This is a genomic window from Methanosarcina acetivorans C2A, assembly GCF_000007345.1.
GTDB lineage: Archaea > Halobacteriota > Methanosarcinia > Methanosarcinales > Methanosarcinaceae > Methanosarcina > Methanosarcina acetivorans.
Genome location: NC_003552.1, coordinates 71,238 through 90,666 on the forward strand (window position 1 = coordinate 71,238; position 19,429 = coordinate 90,666).

At 44.4% G+C, this 19,429-nt stretch carries 15 protein-coding genes; 6 read left to right on the top strand and 9 right to left on the bottom strand.

Annotation, left to right across the window (positions count from 1 at the left end):
- The first annotated feature begins 245 nt into the window (after positions 1 to 245).
- Complete coding sequence (locus tag MA_RS00320) at positions 246 to 671, top strand: hypothetical protein (RefSeq protein WP_011020121.1); 426 nt, start codon at positions 246 to 248, stop codon at positions 669 to 671.
- A gap of 108 nt (positions 672 to 779) precedes the next feature.
- On the opposite strand, the gene MA_RS00325 is transcribed toward MA_RS00320, so the two are convergent.
- From MA_RS00325 to MA_RS00335, 3 genes are all read right to left on the bottom strand, one after another.
- Positions 780 to 1,544, bottom strand: coding sequence for an ABC transporter ATP-binding protein (locus MA_RS00325; RefSeq protein WP_048064800.1), 765 nt, complete (start codon positions 1,542 to 1,544; stop codon positions 780 to 782).
- Position 1,545: 1 nt separating this feature from the next.
- Complete coding sequence (locus tag MA_RS00330) at positions 1,546 to 2,334, bottom strand: ABC transporter permease (protein ID WP_011020123.1); 789 nt, start codon at positions 2,332 to 2,334, stop codon at positions 1,546 to 1,548.
- 138 nt (positions 2,335 to 2,472) lie between these two features.
- Entirely contained in the window at positions 2,473 to 3,486 is a 1,014-nt protein-coding gene (locus MA_RS00335; RefSeq protein ID WP_011020124.1) for an ABC transporter substrate-binding protein, read from the bottom strand.
- Between the two features lie 420 nt (positions 3,487 to 3,906).
- Between MA_RS00335 and MA_RS00345 the strand changes: the two genes are divergently transcribed.
- Positions 3,907 to 4,428: a helix-turn-helix domain-containing protein gene (locus MA_RS00345; RefSeq protein ID WP_011020126.1), complete on the top strand. Its 522-nt coding sequence runs from the start codon at positions 3,907 to 3,909 to the stop codon at positions 4,426 to 4,428.
- A 200-nt stretch (positions 4,429 to 4,628) separates the two neighbouring features.
- Here the strand turns inward: MA_RS00345 and MA_RS00350 are convergent, their stop codons facing one another.
- The 5 genes from MA_RS00350 to MA_RS00375 form a co-directional block, all read right to left on the bottom strand.
- Positions 4,629 to 8,132: an S-layer protein domain-containing protein gene (locus MA_RS00350; RefSeq protein WP_011020127.1), complete on the bottom strand. Its 3,504-nt coding sequence runs from the start codon at positions 8,130 to 8,132 to the stop codon at positions 4,629 to 4,631.
- 217 nt (positions 8,133 to 8,349) lie between these two features.
- Complete coding sequence (thiL, locus tag MA_RS00355; RefSeq protein ID WP_048066048.1) at positions 8,350 to 9,360, bottom strand: thiamine-phosphate kinase; 1,011 nt, start codon at positions 9,358 to 9,360, stop codon at positions 8,350 to 8,352.
- A gap of 595 nt (positions 9,361 to 9,955) precedes the next feature.
- Complete coding sequence (locus MA_RS00365; RefSeq protein ID WP_011020130.1) at positions 9,956 to 10,750, bottom strand: anaerobic ribonucleoside-triphosphate reductase activating protein; 795 nt, start codon at positions 10,748 to 10,750, stop codon at positions 9,956 to 9,958.
- A 32-nt stretch (positions 10,751 to 10,782) separates the two neighbouring features.
- Positions 10,783 to 13,167: an anaerobic ribonucleoside-triphosphate reductase gene (gene nrdD / locus MA_RS00370; RefSeq protein ID WP_011020131.1), complete on the bottom strand. Its 2,385-nt coding sequence runs from the start codon at positions 13,165 to 13,167 to the stop codon at positions 10,783 to 10,785.
- An 87-nt stretch (positions 13,168 to 13,254) separates the two neighbouring features.
- Positions 13,255 to 13,506, bottom strand: a complete 252-nt coding sequence (locus tag MA_RS00375; RefSeq protein WP_048064801.1) for a glutaredoxin family protein — start codon at positions 13,504 to 13,506, stop codon at positions 13,255 to 13,257.
- Between the two features lie 743 nt (positions 13,507 to 14,249).
- On the opposite strand from MA_RS00375, the gene radB reads away from it, so the two are divergent.
- Positions 14,250 to 14,960: a DNA repair and recombination protein RadB gene (radB, locus tag MA_RS00380; protein WP_157860416.1), complete on the top strand. Its 711-nt coding sequence runs from the start codon at positions 14,250 to 14,252 to the stop codon at positions 14,958 to 14,960.
- 209 nt (positions 14,961 to 15,169) lie between these two features.
- Here the strand turns inward: radB and MA_RS00385 are convergent, their stop codons facing one another.
- On the bottom strand, positions 15,170 to 16,270 hold the full coding sequence (locus MA_RS00385; RefSeq protein ID WP_011020134.1) for an inositol-3-phosphate synthase: 1,101 nt from the start codon (positions 16,268 to 16,270) through the stop codon (positions 15,170 to 15,172).
- Positions 16,271 to 16,945: 675 nt separating this feature from the next.
- On the opposite strand from MA_RS00385, the gene MA_RS00390 reads away from it, so the two are divergent.
- From MA_RS00390 to MA_RS00400, 3 genes are all read left to right on the top strand, one after another.
- Positions 16,946 to 17,965: an S-methyl-5-thioribose-1-phosphate isomerase gene (locus tag MA_RS00390; RefSeq protein WP_048064802.1), complete on the top strand. Its 1,020-nt coding sequence runs from the start codon at positions 16,946 to 16,948 to the stop codon at positions 17,963 to 17,965.
- A gap of 259 nt (positions 17,966 to 18,224) precedes the next feature.
- Positions 18,225 to 18,392, top strand: a complete 168-nt coding sequence (locus MA_RS00395; protein ID WP_048064803.1) for a preprotein translocase subunit Sec61beta — start codon at positions 18,225 to 18,227, stop codon at positions 18,390 to 18,392.
- A 24-nt stretch (positions 18,393 to 18,416) separates the two neighbouring features.
- A complete protein-coding gene (locus tag MA_RS00400; RefSeq protein WP_157860057.1) occupies positions 18,417 to 19,394 on the top strand; it encodes an alpha/beta hydrolase family protein in 978 nt (325 codons plus the stop codon).
- The last annotated feature ends 35 nt before the right edge of the window (positions 19,395 to 19,429 follow it).

Here is a 19,429-nt window from a genome sequence, read left to right on the forward strand (position 1 = left end):
GTTTTGGTGACAAGAGTAGATAAACAATCGGTCAGAAGGGGGTATTTTAGTTTCCATGTCCATACGTTAAGCTTTACCAACCTTTTTTTCGGGCTTCTGATATTGAACATTCGATGCTGTTATATAATAGCTATTCAATCATACTTTGAAATCCAACTGGCAAAGTTTTTACCGATGCCTTAAAAACCGTTGTTTGCGGCTTTCTTCGATCGATAGCCGGGGACAGTAACCCGGAGTGATTTCTAATGATGAGCTTTATTAAGTACCACCCCCGGTCCAACACTTACGTGATTGAAAAAGGAGCTTTTCTCGAAGAAGACCTTATCCTGGAAGGCAATCTTATTGTCGGGCAGGACGTGAAGTTCTGGAAAAACCTCACCGTATCAGGCAGGCTTGAGCTCGGGAAAGGTTCGATTATCCAGGGCAATGTGAAAGCCAGAAGTGCCCTTATCTGTGCGGCAGCAAAAATCCTGGGTAGTATAGAAACGGTTTCCGAGCTTGTACTTCTTGACGGAACCTGGGTAAATGTTGTATCCTGTGAGGGGGATATCCGTGTAAGACCCGGATGCACTCTCGGTTCAGTAAAAGCAGGAGGGACTCTTGAGCTTGTAGGAAAAGTTGCCGTGAAAAGAGTCGAACCGCTAACAAAAGTGATCATTCGGGCCGAATAATGATTTCGGTTCGTTCATGACTTATAGCACTTTTTTCAGTGAATTTCTTAGCAGCTTTTTTAGTAGCTTCTTTTTAGCAGTTTTTTCTTTATCGGCTTCTTCAGCATTTCACTTGCTGAACCGCTCCTCTTCCAGAAGTTTGAGGACATGATCTCTTAAACGGTTTACTTCTGGACTTGTGCGGCTTCTTGGGCGGGGTAATTCCACACTTACGATCTCCTTTACCCTTCCGGGTCTTGAAGTCATAACCACTATCCTGTCAGAGAGGAAGACAGCTTCGTCCACACTGTGAGTTACAAAAAGAAATGTTACATGTTTCTGTTCCCATATCTTCAGGAGTTCATCCTGGAGTACATTTCGAGTCTGAGCATCTAGAGCTCCAAAGGGTTCATCCATGAGAAGAACCTCAGGTTCGTTAGCAAGAGCTCTTGCAATGGCTGCTCTCTGCTGCATACCGCCTGAGAGTTCGTGAGGGTAGCTGTTTTTGAACTGCCCCAGGCCCACAAGCTCCAGGTATTTTTCCACCTGTTTCCGGGCTTCGCTTTTTTTGATTCCTTGCATTTCCAGCCCAAAGGTGATGTTATCTATAACGGTTCTCCAGGGAAAGAGAGAATACTGCTGGAAAACCATGCCTCTCTTGGGATCAGGACCTGTTATAGGAACTCCATTGAGTGTAATCTCTCCTGAGGTCAGGGTCTCAAGTCCTGCAGCTATCCGGAGCAGCGTTGTCTTCCCGCAACCTGAAGGTCCGAGGAGGCAGATAAACTCGCCATCCTGCACATCAAAGCTTATATTGTGCAGAGCTTCGGTTCCGGACTCATCCTCTTTTTTGCTAAAGACACGAGAAACATTTTTTACACTTACTCTACCCATTTTATACCACAGTTCCTGTCTTCCATCTGAGTAGTTTTTCATCCACGTAGTATCTGAAGAAGCGGTCTATTAGAAGCCCTATGAACCCCAGCAGGAGCATATAGACGAGTACGAAATCCATCCTGTGCAGGTAGTAATTGTGCCAGATCTGGTAGCCAAGCCCTCTATTGCTGACTCCGAACATCTCTGCAGCTACAAGGCACATCCAGCCTACGCCCATCGCAATCCTTATCCCTGCAGCAATCGAGGGCATGGCTGAGGGAATCGCAACAAAACGGATGAGGTCTATATTTCGGGTACAGCCGAGGACCTTTGCTGCTTCAACATAAACCCTCGGTACGTTTTTAAAACCCGTATATGTATTGATGATAATAGGGAAGATCATTCCTACAAAAACAACAAACCCTGCTGCCTGATGGGTAAGCCCGAACCATACTATTGCAAAAGGGATCCAGGCAAGAGGAGGAATCGGGCGCAGGATTTCTATTATAGGGTCAACAGCTCTGTTTACTGCTTTGAACCATCCCATAGCTATTCCCAGGGGAATTCCGAGGATAAAAGCAGCGGCTATGCCAATTGAAAAGTGAAGTAAACTTGTCAGGGTATCCGTATAAATTAGTCCATTTTTGACAATCACGGAAAAAGAGATCAGCACATCATAAAAACTCGGAAGAAGCAATTTATTCTGTACGATCCTATCCGCTGCAAACTGCCATATGGCGATTGCGAATATAAGAGATAACGCTTCAACGCCTTTTTCTTCGATTGTTTTTGTGAAATTAATTTTCATGTCTAATTAAAAGGATTCTTAGTTTTTTATCTTTCCGGCAGTTTCTCATTTTTTAGAATAAATTGGAGTCCAAACCACCCCCTTCTTATAAAAGAGGCAGCTTGAACTTATCTCAAAATTTTATTTTAAAACTCTTTTTTATTCCTCATTTTTGGCTTCTTCGTAGAAGCTCGTGTCAAAGATTTCTTCCTTTGTCAGGGGCTTCTGGATGTACCCGAGTTCATACTGAATGTTTGCATACTCGACAGTTGAGTTTTCAATCAGTGTGGGATCTGTAATCCAGGCGCCGTCCCATTCTTCAAGGGATTTCTGTACAACTTCCACGTCCTCTGAAGTCTTGTTTGAAAAGATCTGGGCTGCTTCGTCCACGTTTGCCTGGTTGTATTCGGTTGCCTTAATGTGGGTTTTTACAACCTGCTCCACGATATCAGGGTGTTCCCTGATCATTTCTCCGCTTGCTACGAGTACACAGCAGGCGTGGTTTGCTTCCATTTCTCCGGAAGATACAATCGAACGTCCATTGCCTTCACTTTCAATTATTGCAGGTGAGGGGTGAGGCAGGAAAACTGCATCGACCTGTTTGGCTGAGATGGCGGTAACCGCATCTCCTGGGCCCATTTCAAGGATTGTCACGTCTTTATCAGGGTCAAGTCCATTTTCCCTGAGCCAGTTTCTGAGCAGGGTGTCCTGAATTGTCCCTACCGGGAAAGTGGCAATTTTGAGCCCTTTCAAGTCTTCGGGACTTTCGTATTCGTATTCAGGTCGCAGGACCAGGTCTGAACCTTGGATCTGAACGGGAGCAATGATCTTTGCGTCAAGTCCCTGGCTGAGGGCTGTAATCACAGGGGCTGCCCCAACATATGCAAAGTCCAGTTCTCCGGCCATCATAGCCTGCATTTCCGGGGCACCTGTTGGGAACTGGTATTCGTTTATTTTTTCAATTCCGTAAGGTGCAAGATCTTCCTGCCACCATCCTTTCTCATAGGCAGTCATGTATGCAATCTGGTGGGTACTCGGCTGATAGCCGAAGTTCAGCTCTGTAATTGCAGGGGCTTCTTCAGTTGCGTTTTCATCCGTATCTTCGGCGCAACCGGATACGAAGATAGATACGGCCAGCAGTAAAATAAGGATAAGTATACTTGATTTTCTCAAAACTACACCTCAATAATTGCTTCTTCTAACGTTAAACACTAACACTAAGAACACTAACACTAATAGACCTTACCTGCTAAATAAGATCTATTGGGATCGGTTTTTCTTCGGAGAAATTTGAAGGCTTTTACGTCCTTTTTTCTTAGCTTTTTTAAATTTGTTAAAAAGCCATCCTGTTCCTTCCATCCTGTTCTTCCATTTTTTTGCCTGAAAGAACAATTCCCGTGAAAATAAATAGCAGTCTCTTACGCGCCAATATTCTTTGAAATTTGCTATATATATTTTCTCAAATGCTTTTCTATTATGACCCAAATGTATTAATACATCTGGAGGTATTTCTCATTCAGGAATAAAACTCCTGTAAAACGTAAGTTGTTTATAATTATTGAAAATTTTTACAGGATCAGAGGTTGAATTTTAATGAACGTTGCAGACAAGGTCATCAAATCCGCATTCGAATCCGATGAAGTGTTTCAGAAAACACTTTCTGCTGTAATTAAGGAGGACCTTAACCTGACTGCTGTGGATTTTGCAAAAAAGGCAAACATCCCTCCCAGTACCCTCTATAAGATCCTATCGGGTAACCGGGATCCCAACATCAAAACCCTCCGTCAGATTGTAAAAACTATCCGGGATATCAAGGAGTCGGATAGCGGAGAATTTATTGCTGTAATTGCAGCCCGATCGGTACTTGACAACATCGTGGAAACGAAGAAAAAAATCGCTGGCAGGCTTGTCACAATAAGGGAATATTCGGCGACCTCGATGGAAGAAGCCATAATTGCAGCCGTTAATGCTGAAAGGGATGGGGCAAAAGCCCTGGTCTGTGCTCCCATAGTAAGCCCGACTGTTGAGAAAATCCTGAACATCCCAGTTACAACCATTATCCCAAAAAGCAGCCTTATAGATGCCATCGAGCTTGCACTTAAGAAGATGGAATAAAACACATGTAAAAAACACACGTAAAACACATGTAAAAAACACATGTAAATCGTTTGATAGTAAAGCTCGAATAAAACTGAAAACTATTTATTATTAATTTAACATTTTTTAAAAATAGAAAAACCCGCGTTTTTCAGTTAACGCGGGAGTTTAAACTCGTTTTTGTTTAAGCTTTCTTTTTCTCAGCTTACTTTCTCAGTTTACTTTTTTACAGACCTGATGAGTTCATCCATCTTTGCCTGCAAGGCTGAAGCATCCATGCCACCTTTGGTAAACATGTAAGCTATCCCACCGCCCAGTAACAGGATAATAGCTATCAGGGCATAAAGTAGGATAGAAGACTTCTCTTTTACCGTATAGGTGGCTTCCTGGCCTTCTATTTCGACAGTATAGGAGCCTGGGGCCTCTTCGATGTGTTCAAAGGTTACTGTTGTGCTTTGTCCCACATCAAGGGAGATCTGCTGGGAATCAACCGAACTGTCGTTTACAATCAGTTCAACATCATATTCTCCTGCAGCATTCCCCGTGTTTTCGGCATCAATAGTGATTGTTGCCTCCTTTCCGGCTGTAACCTCTATCGGATCAACTACCAGGTTCGAGAACTCGAAGATAGCTTCATAGTCCTTTACATTGACTTCAGTACTTTTGTCAATGAAGCCCTCTCCACTGGCGCTTATTTTTATTTTCCCGACTTCTTCCGTGGTGTAAGTGATCTGTCCGTCGGAGTCGGTTTCTCCAATCAGATCACCATCGACTGAGACGTTTGCACCTTCAATCGGATCTCCTCCGATTGTTTTTAAAGCTTCTATGGTTATCGTATCTCCCACATACACAGTTTCGGGAGAAACATTGAGGCTCATCTTCTCTTTTTCAACATTAACTTCCATATTCTTGTTTGCGGTGGTGTAGTCGTCCTTTGTTGCGGTTATCTTGAAAGTACCTACCTCTTCGGCAGTGTACTCAACAAGTCCATCAGCATCGGTTTCGCCTATTGTGGATGTGTTGACCTTTACAGTGACACCTTCTACCGGTTCGTCTTCTGCAGTCACCTCGATATCAAAAGTGTCGCCTACAATAATATCATCAGGCACGCTTATCGAGAGTTCCCTGCTGGCATCACTTCCAGTTTCGACTTCAACGAAGGGGTAGAACCTGAGAGTGCTGTCATCAGCTGTCTTGAACTTGACATCACCCATTATGTCAATGGTTTCGTCATCATCAAGCCCGATGTCGTCATCGTTCTTCATTGTGATGCCGCTTTCCGAGACGCTGCTGATCTCCATCTCATCGAAGGAATCTCCGTTATTGATTTCAATGTACTCGTCCGAGATCTGGAAGATTCCCTGTGTGAAGACTGCAGAGGTTTCTTCACCTGCAAAAACCGTACCGAAGTGGACAATGATTATGGGTACGTCTTCTGCATCCCCAAGTTCGGTTTCGTAGATGTAGTCATCGCCCGATGCAATGAAATTGTCGTCAACGACGTCTCCGTCTTTTTCAAGCTGGACCCAGACGATTTCCCCATTAACATCGACTTCCAGGATGTTCAGGGAATAGCCTTCCTCAAGCACAAGGGCAGAACCTGAATTCATGGACTCTTTGTCGTCGCTGTCTGTAAGGACTTTGGAAAGGACATTGTCCGAAAGAAGGCTCACATCGTCAATTTGTCCGTCGACGGTATCATCGGGATATCCTGCAAAGTATTTTTCTGCCATGAACCCGACAACTGTGAAATTGCCCCACTCGTCGTGTTCAAACTCAACTTCCTGAGGTGTGGATGTGTAGACCAGTTTTCCGTCAGGGATTTCCCTGTCATTCAGTTCTTCGATTGCCATCTCTTCGGTTCCTATTCCCTCATCTATGTTGTAATAGAAACCTTCAAAGTTGTAGGGAGTCCAGGTTGGGAGAGAGTTATCTTCATCTTCATCATAGACAGTTCCGCGCAGTTCGTAAGTCCCTTCTTCAGAGGTATCAAGGACCGGGGCAAAGCGCAATGTATTGTCATCAGCCACCTGAATCTGTATCTTGCCCATAAGGTCAATTGTGTCGCCCTTATCAAGGCTTATATCATCCTCATTCTTCATTTTTATTTGATCGCTGCTGAGGGACGTTACTTCCATTTCCCCGTAGGAATCTCCGTTTTCAAGTTCCAGATAAGTATCCGAAATCTGGAAGATCCCCTGTATGTAGACTGCAGAGATTTCAGTACTTTGGAAGACTGTTCCAAAGTGGATAATGATTATAGGTACGTCTTCTGCATCTCCTATTTCGGTTTTATAGACGTAGTCCTGGCCTGAGGCTATGAAATTGTCGTCAACTACGTCTCCGTCCTTTTCAAGCTGGACCCAGACGATTTCCCCATTAACATCGACTTCTACGATGTCAAGGGCATAACCATCTTCAAGTTCAAAGGAGTCTCCTGTATATGCGGACTCTTTATCATCACTGTCAATAAGGATCTTGGAAAGTACTCCGTCGGATATCAGGCTTACGTCGTCCACATCGTCAACTGTGGTGTTGTCAGTGTAGCCTGCGAAGTATTTCTCTGCCATAAACCCTATTATCTGGTACGAACCCCAGTCATTGTATTCAAAGTCGGTTTCGGTAGGTTTTGTGATGTACTCGATGTCCCCTTCATCTATGTTTCTGCCTATATCCGTGATTGTCATCTCTTCGGAAGACTCCCCGGAATCAAGGTCATAGTAGAAGCCTGAGTAACTCTGGGCATTCCATGTGTATGTGGTGGACAGCCCGAGGTCTTCATCCCAGATCCTGTTCCCGCTTAAATAGTACTTGGACTGGACTGTCACATTCCAGGTTTTTGTAACCGAATCATAATTATCGTCAGGGTCCGTGACCACTGCTTCAATATTGTAGGTGCCAGAAGTATCTGGTTCAAAATCGTATGAAGAAGAAGTTACGCCATCTTCGGTTTTACTTGCTTCCGTTTCATTGTTGACAAACCACTCAACGTTGATATAACTCGGACTGTCTGTAGCATTGACATAGAAAGTCTGGGATTCTCCTTCAGACATCTCAATTGTGTCATCGGAAGGATCAATTTCTACATCTATTTCATCGTCTCCTGATGATGAGGAGGAGGACACTGTCCATGTCCAGGACTTTGATTCTGCTGCAGTTCCGTTTCCATCTACTGCGTTCACTGTGAGTGTGTGTGTACCCTCTACTGCAGAACTGTTAGTATATGAAGACGAATCTACAGATGAGTTTGTTTGAACATCAACACCATCAAGGGACCAAGTCATATCCGATGTCCGGCTCACAGTCGCGGTGAACGTTCTTGAATCTCCTACATTATCGCTGACACTTGACGATGAAGGGTCGGATAAAGTGATCACAGGAGCTCCTTCTGTTCCGGTTACGTTCCAGGCTGCTATTTGCCCTACACCGTCTATGGAAGCTGTTATCTGGTACGACCCCGACTGGATTTCGTGACTGAGAGTTGAAATATTGCTTGAATCAGTTGATCTTGTTGTGTCCGAACCATTTACAGTCCATATAACATCAGCGCTTTCGTTTAAAGGAATGGTGAAGTCTTGAGTATCTCCTACCGTTCCTGTAACTGTAGAATTCTGGTTGGGGTTGACATCTCCTGATATGGATGGAACTGCAGCCGCAGTCCCGCTGAATAGTAGCCCCAGCGCCAGAATTGCTGTGAAAATTTGTAGACTAGCTTTTTTCATATTTTACCTTCTGAACCTTGTGCGTAAATTTTAGTTGTCGTGAGAATATTGCAATTTGAATTATCTTACTTGAGTTAACCTTGTTCTATTTTTTTTCCTGAATTTGTGGACTTTTAGAAGTCGATTGTTTTTTATTTTATCTCTCGATTTGTAAAATTTTGTATTTTGCGAATTTTTGTATTAGGTGGTTAACTTTAATTTTTATCAGGATGGACGATTAACTGTTTTCGGCTTTCAGCTGCAGGTATCCCCGCTGTTCTATATTTGTCAGCCTGAATTCCGGGGATTCGAGCGCAATACCGGTATCGTACTTTGTGCATTCTCCTATGATAGTCAAGTTACATATATTTTGTACTTTTTTCAGCCGTCCCGGGTCAACTGTAAAAATGAGTTCGAAGTCTCCACCTGTGTAAAGGGCAAATTCCAGCAGTTCGTCAGGGTCCGAAGTAAAATCTTCGACTTCCGGGAGGATTGGAAGAGCTTCTTCCCGGATCCGGAAACCCACCTTACTCTGCCTGGCAAGGTCGTAGAGAGACATGGCAAGGCCGTCACTTGTATCCATCATGGATGTAACTGCCTCCGACTCCGCAAGTTTCCGGGCTTCCTTGGTGCGGGGAACGGGTTCAAAAAGAGCCTTCAGGACGTTTTCGCTGACTGACTTTTTTGATTGAATCGCTTCAAGGGCGGCTCCGGCTGATCCTGTATGTCCTGTGACACAGACAAGATCTCCGGGTTTTGCCCCTTTTCGCAGGAGAAGATGGCTTTTTTTAACTCTTCCGAGAGCTGTCCCTGTAATTGTTAGTTCTGCGTGAGTATCGAGGTCACCTCCGATAACAGCAGTTTCGCAGAATTCGGCGCATGCCTGTATGCCTTTTGCAAGTTCTTCGATAAAAGCAATTTCAGTATCTGCAGGTATGCCTATTGCCATAAGGAGGCCTGTTGGCTCTGCACCCATGGCTGCGATATCGCTCAGGTTTACGGCTGCGGACATCCAGCCCATCTGCCAGGGGGTCATTTCCGGAGGAAAATCCGTAGTCCTGTGCAGCATATCGGTCGTGACAACCAGACAGTCTTCACCTTTCAGGTCAAGGACGGCACAGTCATCGGAACCGGCACCTACAAGGATTCCTTCCTGTCCTCTTTCCTTTCCTTCAGGGGTATTGAAAATCCCAGATAAGCGGGAGATTAGAGCGCGCTCTCCGATTGAATATACTTTTGTTTCTTTCATGGTCATTTTTTGGAAGCGATTACTTCTGCTTTCCTTTTTTTAGATACGTACCCTTCTCCGGGTTAAAATGGACTGAGTCTCTCTCCTTTATTTAACTTTTGTAACCCCTGTGGTTACACAAAAGTTTGGTGGTGCACATACAGGATTTTTCGATCTATTGTCAGGAGTACAACAGGGAATATCCCCGGAGAAAATATGGGGGAACTTTCCGGAATATCTGTACTTTCGAATACAGGCAATTGAATTCCAGGTAATGGGGTTTTACCAGGGGTTTAATCATTTTCTTTTATGCTTTGGCATGTATAAGGCTTTTGTAAACTTCAAATTCATTTGAACCTAAAACATATTTTTTCTGTAAAAGTTTTGGTAAGATAACAATTAGTAAAAAGATAAATGGATGGCGCAATGAAAGAACGGGTGGACAGGATAAAAGAGTTAATGGACACTATCAGGTCCGGGTAAGTTTGCTTTATAGTCAGGTATCTATAAGGTTGTTTCATCTCAGGTTATAGTCAGATTAGTTTTGTATTCAGGCATCAGTAAGGTCGTTTTATAGTCAGGTTGCAGTAAGGTTGATTGCAGGCGCCAGATAATCTCAGATAATTTCTTCCCCTTCTTCTCTTGTCCTTATCCTTACTTTTTCCAGGAATCCTTTTGCTATTTTTCCAAGTTCAAGAAGTTTTTCTCTCTCCAGAACCCTGTTTTTCCTGAGTTTCTCCTCCAGGCTGTGTTCCGGAATTCCTTGCTGCAGCACATATGTGACCTCTTTATTTTTGACGTGCTCCGAAATCCAGACTGCTATCCGGGAAATTTCCTTTTCGTTTCCGATGAAGTCCCTGATTACCGTTGTCCGGAGTTCCAGTTCAAGGTCGCTAGTATCTGCTGTCTCGATGGTTTTTGCAACGGCTGCAGCGATCTCTTCCGGATTCCTTTTGACAGCAACGCTTGCCCCTTTGTATTCAACCCAACCTGAAACTTTTCCGTAAAGCTCCGGGTCGTCAAGAGGGGCTTTTACGTCGATAAAGAACTTATCAACCAGTTTTCGCTCGACCAGTTCGGCTGCTCTTTCGGGGTAACAACCGTTTGTATGGACCCCTACCGCAAGCCCGAGAATTTTTGCAAACTCTGCAAGGGGAATTATAGCTTCCTGCATAAGGGGTTCTCCTCCTGAAAAAACAACTGCACTTACAAAAGGTTTCGATATTTTGATCTGCTCTTTCAGAAAATCAAGTTCTACCAGACCCGCTCCTTCAAGATAGGGATAGTTCTGGCAGTAAGGGCAGCGGAGGGGGCATCCCCTAAAAAAGATTGTGACCGCAGATTTTCCTGTCCAGTCAAGGGTTGAAAGCGGGACAGTGCCTGCGTAGTTTACCTTCATAGAAGTTACCATTTTCAGTTTAAATAAAAAAGGCTAAGGAACTCTTATCTGAGTTCCCTTGTACCGTAGCGCTTCCTGTCCTTGAGTTCCTGGCGCTTACCCCTGTTCCAGCCTTCCACGGACTGGAGGTACCCTGTGATCCTTGAAAGGTGCTGTACATGTTCGGACCCGCATTTCGGGCATTTGTCCAGCAGGCCGGCGGCTACGTATCCCTCGTCGATGCATACGGTCATGTCCCTGGTGAAGGCAAAGTAGCCTGTCTGGGTGTTCTTTGCTATATGCATGGCAAGTTCTTGAAGGCCTTCAGGGTCCGGTTTTCCTTCCCCAAGCCAGATATGCATGATATTTCCTCCGTCTACGATCGGGAAGAAAGTGTGTTCATACTTTATCCTTTCAGGAAGAGACACGTCTGCGCCTGGCGGGATGTGAGTCCCGTTGGTATAGTAAATGGGCAGGTCATGGGTCTCATTGATCTCTTTCTTTGCACTTTTCAGGTCCCCTTTAATTGTGAATTCGGCTTTTTCGGCATATTCCCAGTGCAGGAGATCTGAGACTGCAAAGCGCTGGGCTGTAGTTTCTGCAGGCGTCCTTGCAAGGGCAATCTCCATGTCGTTTTCCTTTGAGAGCTTCTGAGCATGCATTTTCATCTCAAACATTGCTCTGATGGCAAGCTTATATGCAACAGGAGATTCGTGGATCTGGTAGCCGGTGTGGTACTGGACCATCTCATTGATCCCTACGACCCCTATGGTATACACAAGGCTTTCGAAGTCCACAGCCATTGATCCTTTTTCTCCGGTGTTCGGGTCCTTGGGACACTGGGATGCAAAGGGGATCCTGTTTTTCTTGATCAGGCTGTTCATCCATCTTCGCTTGATCTTGAAAACTTCCACACACCTGTTCATCAGGGTCTTGAGTTCGGTGAAAAGTTTCTCATCATCGTATTCAGCCCTGTACGCAGCTCTCGGGCAGTTCAGGGACAGAACCATCCACGAACCCATAGAGAAGTGTTTTCCATCTTTGAAATGCAGCTTGTCATCGAATTCTTTATCATCGGTAGGGTTTGCAGAGAACTGGTAGGCACAGCACTGGTAGCATGAAATTCCTTCACCTGCACCCCTGTATTCGGGAAGCTGGTTGTCAAAGTAGGGAGTTCCGAATTTGGCAGCCAGTTCAAAGGTCAACCTGTATAGTTCTTTGTAAGTCGGAATTTCGGGGTGAGCCTCGTTAAAGCTCTCGTCTTCTTGCATGAAGTCGGGTTCGAGAGAGATTTCGGGCTTTGGGAAGCTAAAAGGTTTACCCCAGGCGTCTCCTTCAAGCATGACGTCCATAAGGGCCTTAAACCCAAGACGGACCTCTTTTTCGAATTCTCCGTAGGTTCTGAGAGGGGCATGTTTTCCGTCCCAGACTTTGCCCATAGCAACAACCGGAATGTTTTTCCAGAGCTTCGGGACCCCCGGGGAAAGCTGCACTGAGGAAAAGACAGTCTGTCCGCCTCTTGCACACATCATCTGCATCATTTCATAGACGAACATCTGCATGAGCTGCTTTATTTCGACCTCGGACTTGCCTTCAAGATAGGGCGCAATAAAGGTCAGGAAGTTATAAAAGCCCTGCCCGCCTGCGAAATTGGTCTGGGCAGAACCCATTGCCTTTACTGCATGCAGGAAAGCTACTTCGGCATTTTTTGCAGGTTTTGCAACGCTTGATTGGGTTCCTACGCCGTCAGGCATGAGCCCGTAATAAAAGAAGTAGCGAAGGTCCCAGTCCTGGCAAAAAGGCCTTGTGCCCATGTATTCGAGGTCATGGATATGAAAGTCCCCGTTCAGGTGCAGGTCTGCAAGTTCTTTTGGCATCAGGAGGAGATTTTGCTCTTTGGACATTTTGTCGGCTTTTCTTTTGTGGGAGGTCTCGGCATTGTTTAGCTGGTTTGCATTATCGTTTGCCCCAAAGCCGTATCCGGAGTCGATTTCGTAAGCATCATAAACAGATGCCCCGACTCTTGTCATTATGTTTCTCCATTCCACGCGCCCTCTGTCAAGAAGGATATTGTTTACTATTTCCCGGATAAGGGGGCCTGAAAGAAACTTGATGTTCATCTTTCGGATGATTTTTTCCGCTTCTTTTGCAATATCAACGGCTTCCTCTTTTGTGATTGCAGGTTTGGCGTAAAATATTTCGCTCAGTTTTGTTTCTTTCAGAAGCTGGTTCACAATGATGTTCCGGTCCCAGTTAAGCATGAAACCGTCTGTTGTCCTTACCTTGGGGAGAGCGGAGACAGACAATCCGTCAAGTGTCTTTTGCACGGGCTGATTGTCGGATAACTGGTCATTTTTAGGAAGGGGAGAGATTGAGAGTCTGTCAAGTGTTTTTTTCCCTGACTGGTTCTCAGATAATTCGTCATCGTGTAAGAGAATATCGCCTGTCATTTTCTCATCTTCAGTAGTTATTTTAAGGAAGTTGTTTTAAGGAGGTTAAGTACGTTGTTTAGTCGTTTTTAAGTTTAGCGGGTTTTGTCACAGAATTCCCCGGAGTTTTTCCGGATTAACTTCTTCCCCGCGGAAGATTTCGTCGTGTGTCAGGAATTCGCTATTGATCTGTAATACAGGCGCTGTCACTGTGAAGACTCCGTTGAAACGTAGTTCGGTCAGAGCTTCCGGGGTGGACATATCTGCTACTTCGAAGGGTACTGAATTTGCTTCAAGATATTTTTTTAATTTGTTGCACTTCGGGCAACGTTCAGTTGTATAGACGATTATTTTTGCCATGCTTGCGCCCCTCTGATTTATGGTACAGTTTTTTTACATGTTTTTTACATGCCTTTTACATGTTTCGTTTTTTGTCACTACATTCTTGTTTTATTTCCATTGTGGGGAGGGTGAGTGTGCCGGCGCAGAGCGCATCACAGCAACAAAACAAACCCCCACATGGGTACCATTCCTTAGCCAACCCGATTTATTCTATAATAATTTTCCCAGACTCGTCAGCAACATCGGAACAGGGCATGTGGTTCCCAAAGACTGCCCCTCTAGATATCATTTTTCACTCTACTGAGTGAAGGTTATCTTAATTTCCAGGTAATTATTCTAAATGCTCGATCTTACTTATAATGGTTTTTAACCTCAGGTTTGAATACAAAAGATCCTTTGTTTTGTATACAATATCCACTTTCAACACTCTTACTTTGTATACAAAGAACTTCCTTTGTTATCAGATCTGATAACAATCTTAATGGCTTCTGTTTTTAAAATAATGTCTGATTTGTGAGAATATTTTCAAATACATGAGACTTTATCTTGTATGGAAGGCACTTTAACAAATACAGGTACAGTTATTATATATATGGCTCTATTCCTTGAAAACATTATAATATATTAGGGAGAGAAACCCTCCCAGTTTCAAGGGAAAGGCTGAGAATTTGGCCTTCGTTTCTGCCTCCTTTGCCTTTCAAGCTTTTAAGCCTTTCATTTTAAAAGAGGGAAAAAAATATGAAAAAAGCATTATATCATTGATCTCTCATACCTCTGTCAAGTGCAAAGAGAGGTGTCACACCATAGAGAGACTATTATCTTCCGGTTGTAAACCACTTGATGAGCTCCTGGGAGGAGGTTTCGAGCGAGGGATTGTAACTCAGGTCTTCGGAGCCGCAGGGACCGGAAAAACAAATATCTGCATTCAGCTTGCAGTGGAATGTGTAAAGCAGGGGCAAAAAGTCATTTTCATCGATACTGAAGGGCTTTCTCCTGTTCGTTTCAAGCAGATTGCAGGGGAAAATGCAAAGGAAATAGCTGGGAGCATAATTATCTACGAACCTCTGAGTTTTGAAGAGCAGTATTCAGCCGTAAGAGAGGTGGAAAGGATAGCAGGTGAGAACGTAGGACTTGTGATTCTGGATTCTGCCACCTCATACTACAGGTTTGAACTCGAAGATGAGGATACCGGCATAAAAAGCCGCAGAGAGCTTGCTAACCAGATAGGGTTCTTACATGCCCTTGCGCGCAAATACGGCTTTGCCGCAGTTATAACAAATCAGGTCTATTCTGATGTCGTTGGAGGGGGGGTGCGCCCACTGGGGGGCAGTTCCCTGGAACATATCTCAAAAACAATCCTCAGGCTCGAAAAAACAGGTGAAGGGAAAAGGCGCGCTGTCCTTTACAAACACCGATCCCGTCCTGAAGGCTCAAGTGCGGAATTTACAATTACAGCAGAAGGAATTCGTTAAATCGGGAAACATGCTGAGATAAATTTAGTAAAAAAAATTTTGTTTTGCAGGAAGTATTTCAGAAAAGGAAAAAAGTAAGATTCTCGGCTATCTCATTTAATGGAAGTATTTCAGAAAAGGAAAAAAGTAGGGTTCCCGAATATTTCCGGGATTTTCTGGGTTAAACTGCTTTTTGAAACTTTTCTCTCGGGAATATTTTGTTTTTTGCTTTAACGTTCCCGGGTGCCAGCTATAAACTCTTCAGTCCTGCAATATGCCACATCATCAGGATACTGGATAGCCGGATGTTTCATGAAGTAGGAAGCTGGAGAATACAGAACTCCTCCTATTCCACGGTCAAGAGCAAGCTTGCAGCAGCGAATGGCATCAATAACTACTCCCCCGGAGTTAGGGGAATCTTCTACCGAAAGCCTCATTTCAAGGTTCATGGGCACATCCCCAAAGAGTTTGCCTTCCATTCTAAGGAAGCAGACCTTGTTGTCTTTCTGCCAGGCAACATAGTCACTCGGTCCGATGTGGATATTTTCATCTGCAAGCTTATGCGAGAGCACGGACTGGACGGCTTCGGTCTTGGATTCACGCTTTGAGGCAAGCCTGTTCCTGTTGAGCATATTGAGGAAATCGGTGTTTCCGCCCGTGTTCAGCTGGTATGTCCTTTCGAGTTTTACACCGCGTTTTTCAAAAAGGTCTGCAAGGACTCTGTGAGTGATTGTTGCTCCAAGCTGGGCTTTGATATCATCACCTATAATTGGAATATTCTTTTCTTCAAACCGTTTTGCCCATTCAGGATTGCTTGCAATGAAAACAGGCATGTTGTTGATTAAAGCCACCCCGGCTTCAAGGGCGCATTCGGCATAGAAACGGACAGCTTCTTCAGACCCCACAGGGAGGTAATTAAGAAGCATTTCGGCGCCCGAATTCCTCAGTTCTTTCACAATATCGGCTTTTGTGGCTTCAGGCTCTTTGCTGACAACAAATGTGTAATTTTCTCCATAATTCTTCATGTGGTCAGAGACCCCATCAAGAACTCTTCCCATCTTAACCTTCACGCCTGTGAGGGGGATATCAGGACAAAAAACCGCAGTGCAGTTTGGAGGAGCAAAAATAGCTTCGGATACATCTTTCCCCACCTTCCTGGCATCAATATCGAAGGCAGCAACAACTTTGATATCTCCGGGCCTGTATCCCCCAATGTCCCTGTGCATAAGTCCTATGGGATCTTTATCATCGGTTTTATAGTACTCGATGCCCTGTATCAAAGAGCTTGCACAGTTCCCGATTCCTGCGATTGCTATTTTTATTTTTGTCATAAGCGCTTACTCTCCGATTAATACCCTGACTCTCATAAACCATAGTTCGCATGAAACAACAGATTCTCAGAACTTCCGAAATTTAAGGATTTATGGGTTCAAGGTCCCTGAAATTTATGAAATTATGATTCCTGAAATTACGAATCTTCCTGTATCTCAGCTATGGATTTTAAATCTTCTCTTATTTGTACTGTTACTTTATAAATCTATTATATCTAACTTTGCCCCCCGTGAAAGAAATATTCTTTTTGCTTATATATATTCAGAGAGCACTCTAAAATTTGCTAGCTTCTAATGAAACAAAATTATTAATCTGATGTCCGTTTCTGAACAGCTTACTTATATGTTATTTTTTATCCGAGGCAGAGCTTTTTTTTATTTAAACCCTTATTCAAGTTTTCAGGTTGCTTTATACAGGATATAATAATGCAGGTAATAATGCAGGGTATCACGATAAGGGGGTAAGCAATTCCGAATACACAAATGCCGGATAAACAAATGCCGGATAAACAAATGCGGATAAACAAATGTAGTGTATAAAGGCAGTTTCCGGTAAATGAAACACTCCCCTTTGAGAAGGAACGAGTTGAATAGGTTTTTATCGGATGGATGGCTTGAAAGTGAAGTCGGGAGATTTCCCGGCAGAACTTGATGTTCACATCGGAAAGTGATTTAATGAGGACAATTGACTGGAATGAAGAGTCCAATTCTGTGGTACTGGTAGACCAGACCTTACTCCCGCAGGAATACAAAGTAATAGAATGCAAAACCCTGAGTTCGCTCTGTGAAGCTATAAAATCTCTCCGGATCAGGGGCGCACCTGCGCTTGGCGCTGCAGGAGGTTTTGGAATTGCCCTGGCAGCTTCCCTCAGCGGGGCAAAAGATCTAGAATCAATGACAAGAGACCTCAAGGTTGCGGCAAAAGCCCTTAAATCGACCCGCTCTACAGCCGTAAACCTGGGCTGGGGTGTGGACAGGGTTTTAAATGCAATTTCTGATGCCTTCGATGTCCAGGGAGCCAGGGATATTGCCCTTCAGGAAGCTAGGGACATTGCGGAAGAGGATATAGCAACAAATAAGCTGATAGGTAAGTACGGGACAAAATTCCTGAAAGACGGAGATTCCGTCCTTACTCACTGCAACGCGGGAAGGCTTGCCTGTGTTGACTGGGGTACGGCTCTCGGAGTTGTACGTTCGGCTATTGAAGAAGGCAAAGAGATCAAAGTTATTGCCTGCGAGACAAGGCCTTTGAACCAGGGAAGCAGGATCACTACCTGGGAACTCATGCAGGACAAAATCCCTGTAACCCTTATTGCAGATTCGATGGCTGGCTGGGCAATGCATCAGGGGCTTGTGGACAGTGTGCTCGTAGGAGCCGACCGGATTACCCAGGATGTTGTTTTTAACAAGATCGGAACCTATACACACTCGATCCTTGCAAAAGAGCATGAAATTCCCTTCTATGTGGCAGCTCCTATCTCTACTTTCGACTTCAAAGGCTGGGAAGGAAGTGTAAAAATTGAAATGCGTGATCCTGACGAGCTGCGGTTCTCAGGCTGCCAGCAGCTTGCCCCGAAAGATGTTGAGGTTTATAATCCCGCTTTTGACGCAACCCCCATGGAAAACGTGACTGCGATAATCACGGATAAAGGAGTATTTTATCCGCCTTTCCTGCTGGACGAGGTTCTTGTCTGAGATCTCCCGCCTCCGGTTTTTGGAATTTGAGGACACAGTTTTTCCATCCTTGAGTAACCCTGTTTCGGAATAGCTCTGCAGGATTTATATATGAGAACTGTAAATTATCTGATAACTATCTAAATGAGAAGTTCAAAAGTAATTTACTAGTGTTTTACAATCAAAAACAAATCAATTAATCAATATTATATAATCAATCAATATCATATGTGTATTCAATTAATCAATACTATATGTATTCTTAAAGGTGTTATTACTCATGGCTAAAAGATCAGGTTCCGGACTTCAGTCCTCAGCAGGGCTCATGCGCTACTATGAAGCTGACAAAAATGCAGTTCACATCCAGCCAAAAACAGTGCTGATTGTCGGTGCCCTCGCAGGCATAGCAGTACTATTCTTAAGTGCTGTAAACGGCTTCTGGCCATAACTACAGTTTTCCGGCAGGGTTCCTTTGAGCAGGCATAGTTCTGGAAAAAAAGATACCAAAAACGCGAAGAAATTTCCTTCAGGCGCCAGAACACCTAAACCTATAGTTTTTATTCTGGGTTTTCTCCTGATAGTTGTGGGTATCTTCGGGGTCATATACAACCCCTCCAATTCCATAGAGGAAGCTCTTTCCTGGGAAGTTTCGAAGGCAGGCACATTATCTTTTTCTCCGAGAGAAGAGCCCGTGTTCACGGTTCAAGAAATTGAGGATCCTTACTCTCCTGAGGACCCGGATATTCTGAAACTGGTCTCTTTTGAGAGCAGCGGCGAAAATGTCCAGGCCCTCCTGAGAATTCCTGATAATGCTTTTTCTGTCCCGGGCATAGTTTTGCTGCCTGGAGCAGGAGTCAGCAAAGAAGGTGAACAGGGGCTGGCTGTAGAACTCTCTAAAATGGGCTATGCGACCCTTACCCTTGACCAGCGCAACAAGGGTGCAATAAACGTTGATAGGGACCTTGAACTCTTCAGGGCAGGGCTCGAACCTGTCGAATACCTTATGGTTTATGACGTCCTCAAAGCCGCAGACGTGCTTTCCGTCCAGCCTGAAATAGATCCTGAAAGGCTTGCAGTCCTCGGGGAAAGTAACGGCGGCAGGTTTGCAATTATTGCCTGTGCCCTTGAGCCTTCCCTTAAAGGAGTTATGGGGATCAGCACGTCGGGGTACGGCACCGAAGGGGTCGACCCTGCAAGTGTGGCTGACTCCGAAGCTTATCGGTTTTACCGTTCAATTGACCCAGACACATACCTCAGTGCCCTACCGCCCTCAAGGCTTGTCATGTTCCACTCTTTTAATGATACCGTGGTCCCGCATGACCTGGCACTCAGGACCTTTGACCTTGCAGAAGAACCAAAGGCAATGTATAATACTACCGAAGAAACGCACGGATTCACAGCTTCCATGCGCTCTGATCTTGAAAAAGAACTTGCACAAATTCTTTCTTGATTTTATTCTAATATTCTTTTTGCTAAGCTTAGCTG

Excerpts from the sequence above, each read along its gene's own strand:
- MA_RS00320 (WP_011020121.1), top strand. The coding sequence starts at position 246 with ATGATGAGCTTTATTAAGTACCACCCCCGGTCCAACACTTACGTGATT.
- MA_RS00325 (WP_048064800.1), bottom strand. The coding sequence starts at position 1,544 with ATGGGTAGAGTAAGTGTAAAAAATGTTTCTCGTGTCTTTAGCAAAAAA.
- MA_RS00330 (WP_011020123.1), bottom strand. The coding sequence starts at position 2,334 with ATGAAAATTAATTTCACAAAAACAATCGAAGAAAAAGGCGTTGAAGCG.
- MA_RS00345 (WP_011020126.1), top strand. The coding sequence starts at position 3,907 with ATGAACGTTGCAGACAAGGTCATCAAATCCGCATTCGAATCCGATGAA.
- MA_RS00350 (WP_011020127.1), bottom strand. The coding sequence starts at position 8,132 with ATGAAAAAAGCTAGTCTACAAATTTTCACAGCAATTCTGGCGCTGGGG.
- thiL (WP_048066048.1), bottom strand. The coding sequence starts at position 9,360 with ATGAAAGAAACAAAAGTATATTCAATCGGAGAGCGCGCTCTAATCTCC.
- MA_RS00365 (WP_011020130.1), bottom strand. The coding sequence starts at position 10,750 with ATGGTAACTTCTATGAAGGTAAACTACGCAGGCACTGTCCCGCTTTCA.
- nrdD (WP_011020131.1), bottom strand. The coding sequence starts at position 13,167 with ATGACAGGCGATATTCTCTTACACGATGACGAATTATCTGAGAACCAG.
- MA_RS00375 (WP_048064801.1), bottom strand. The coding sequence starts at position 13,506 with ATGGCAAAAATAATCGTCTATACAACTGAACGTTGCCCGAAGTGCAAC.
- MA_RS00385 (WP_011020134.1), bottom strand. The coding sequence starts at position 16,270 with ATGACAAAAATAAAAATAGCAATCGCAGGAATCGGGAACTGTGCAAGC.
- MA_RS00390 (WP_048064802.1), top strand. The coding sequence starts at position 16,946 with ATGAGGACAATTGACTGGAATGAAGAGTCCAATTCTGTGGTACTGGTA.
- MA_RS00395 (WP_048064803.1), top strand. The coding sequence starts at position 18,225 with ATGGCTAAAAGATCAGGTTCCGGACTTCAGTCCTCAGCAGGGCTCATG.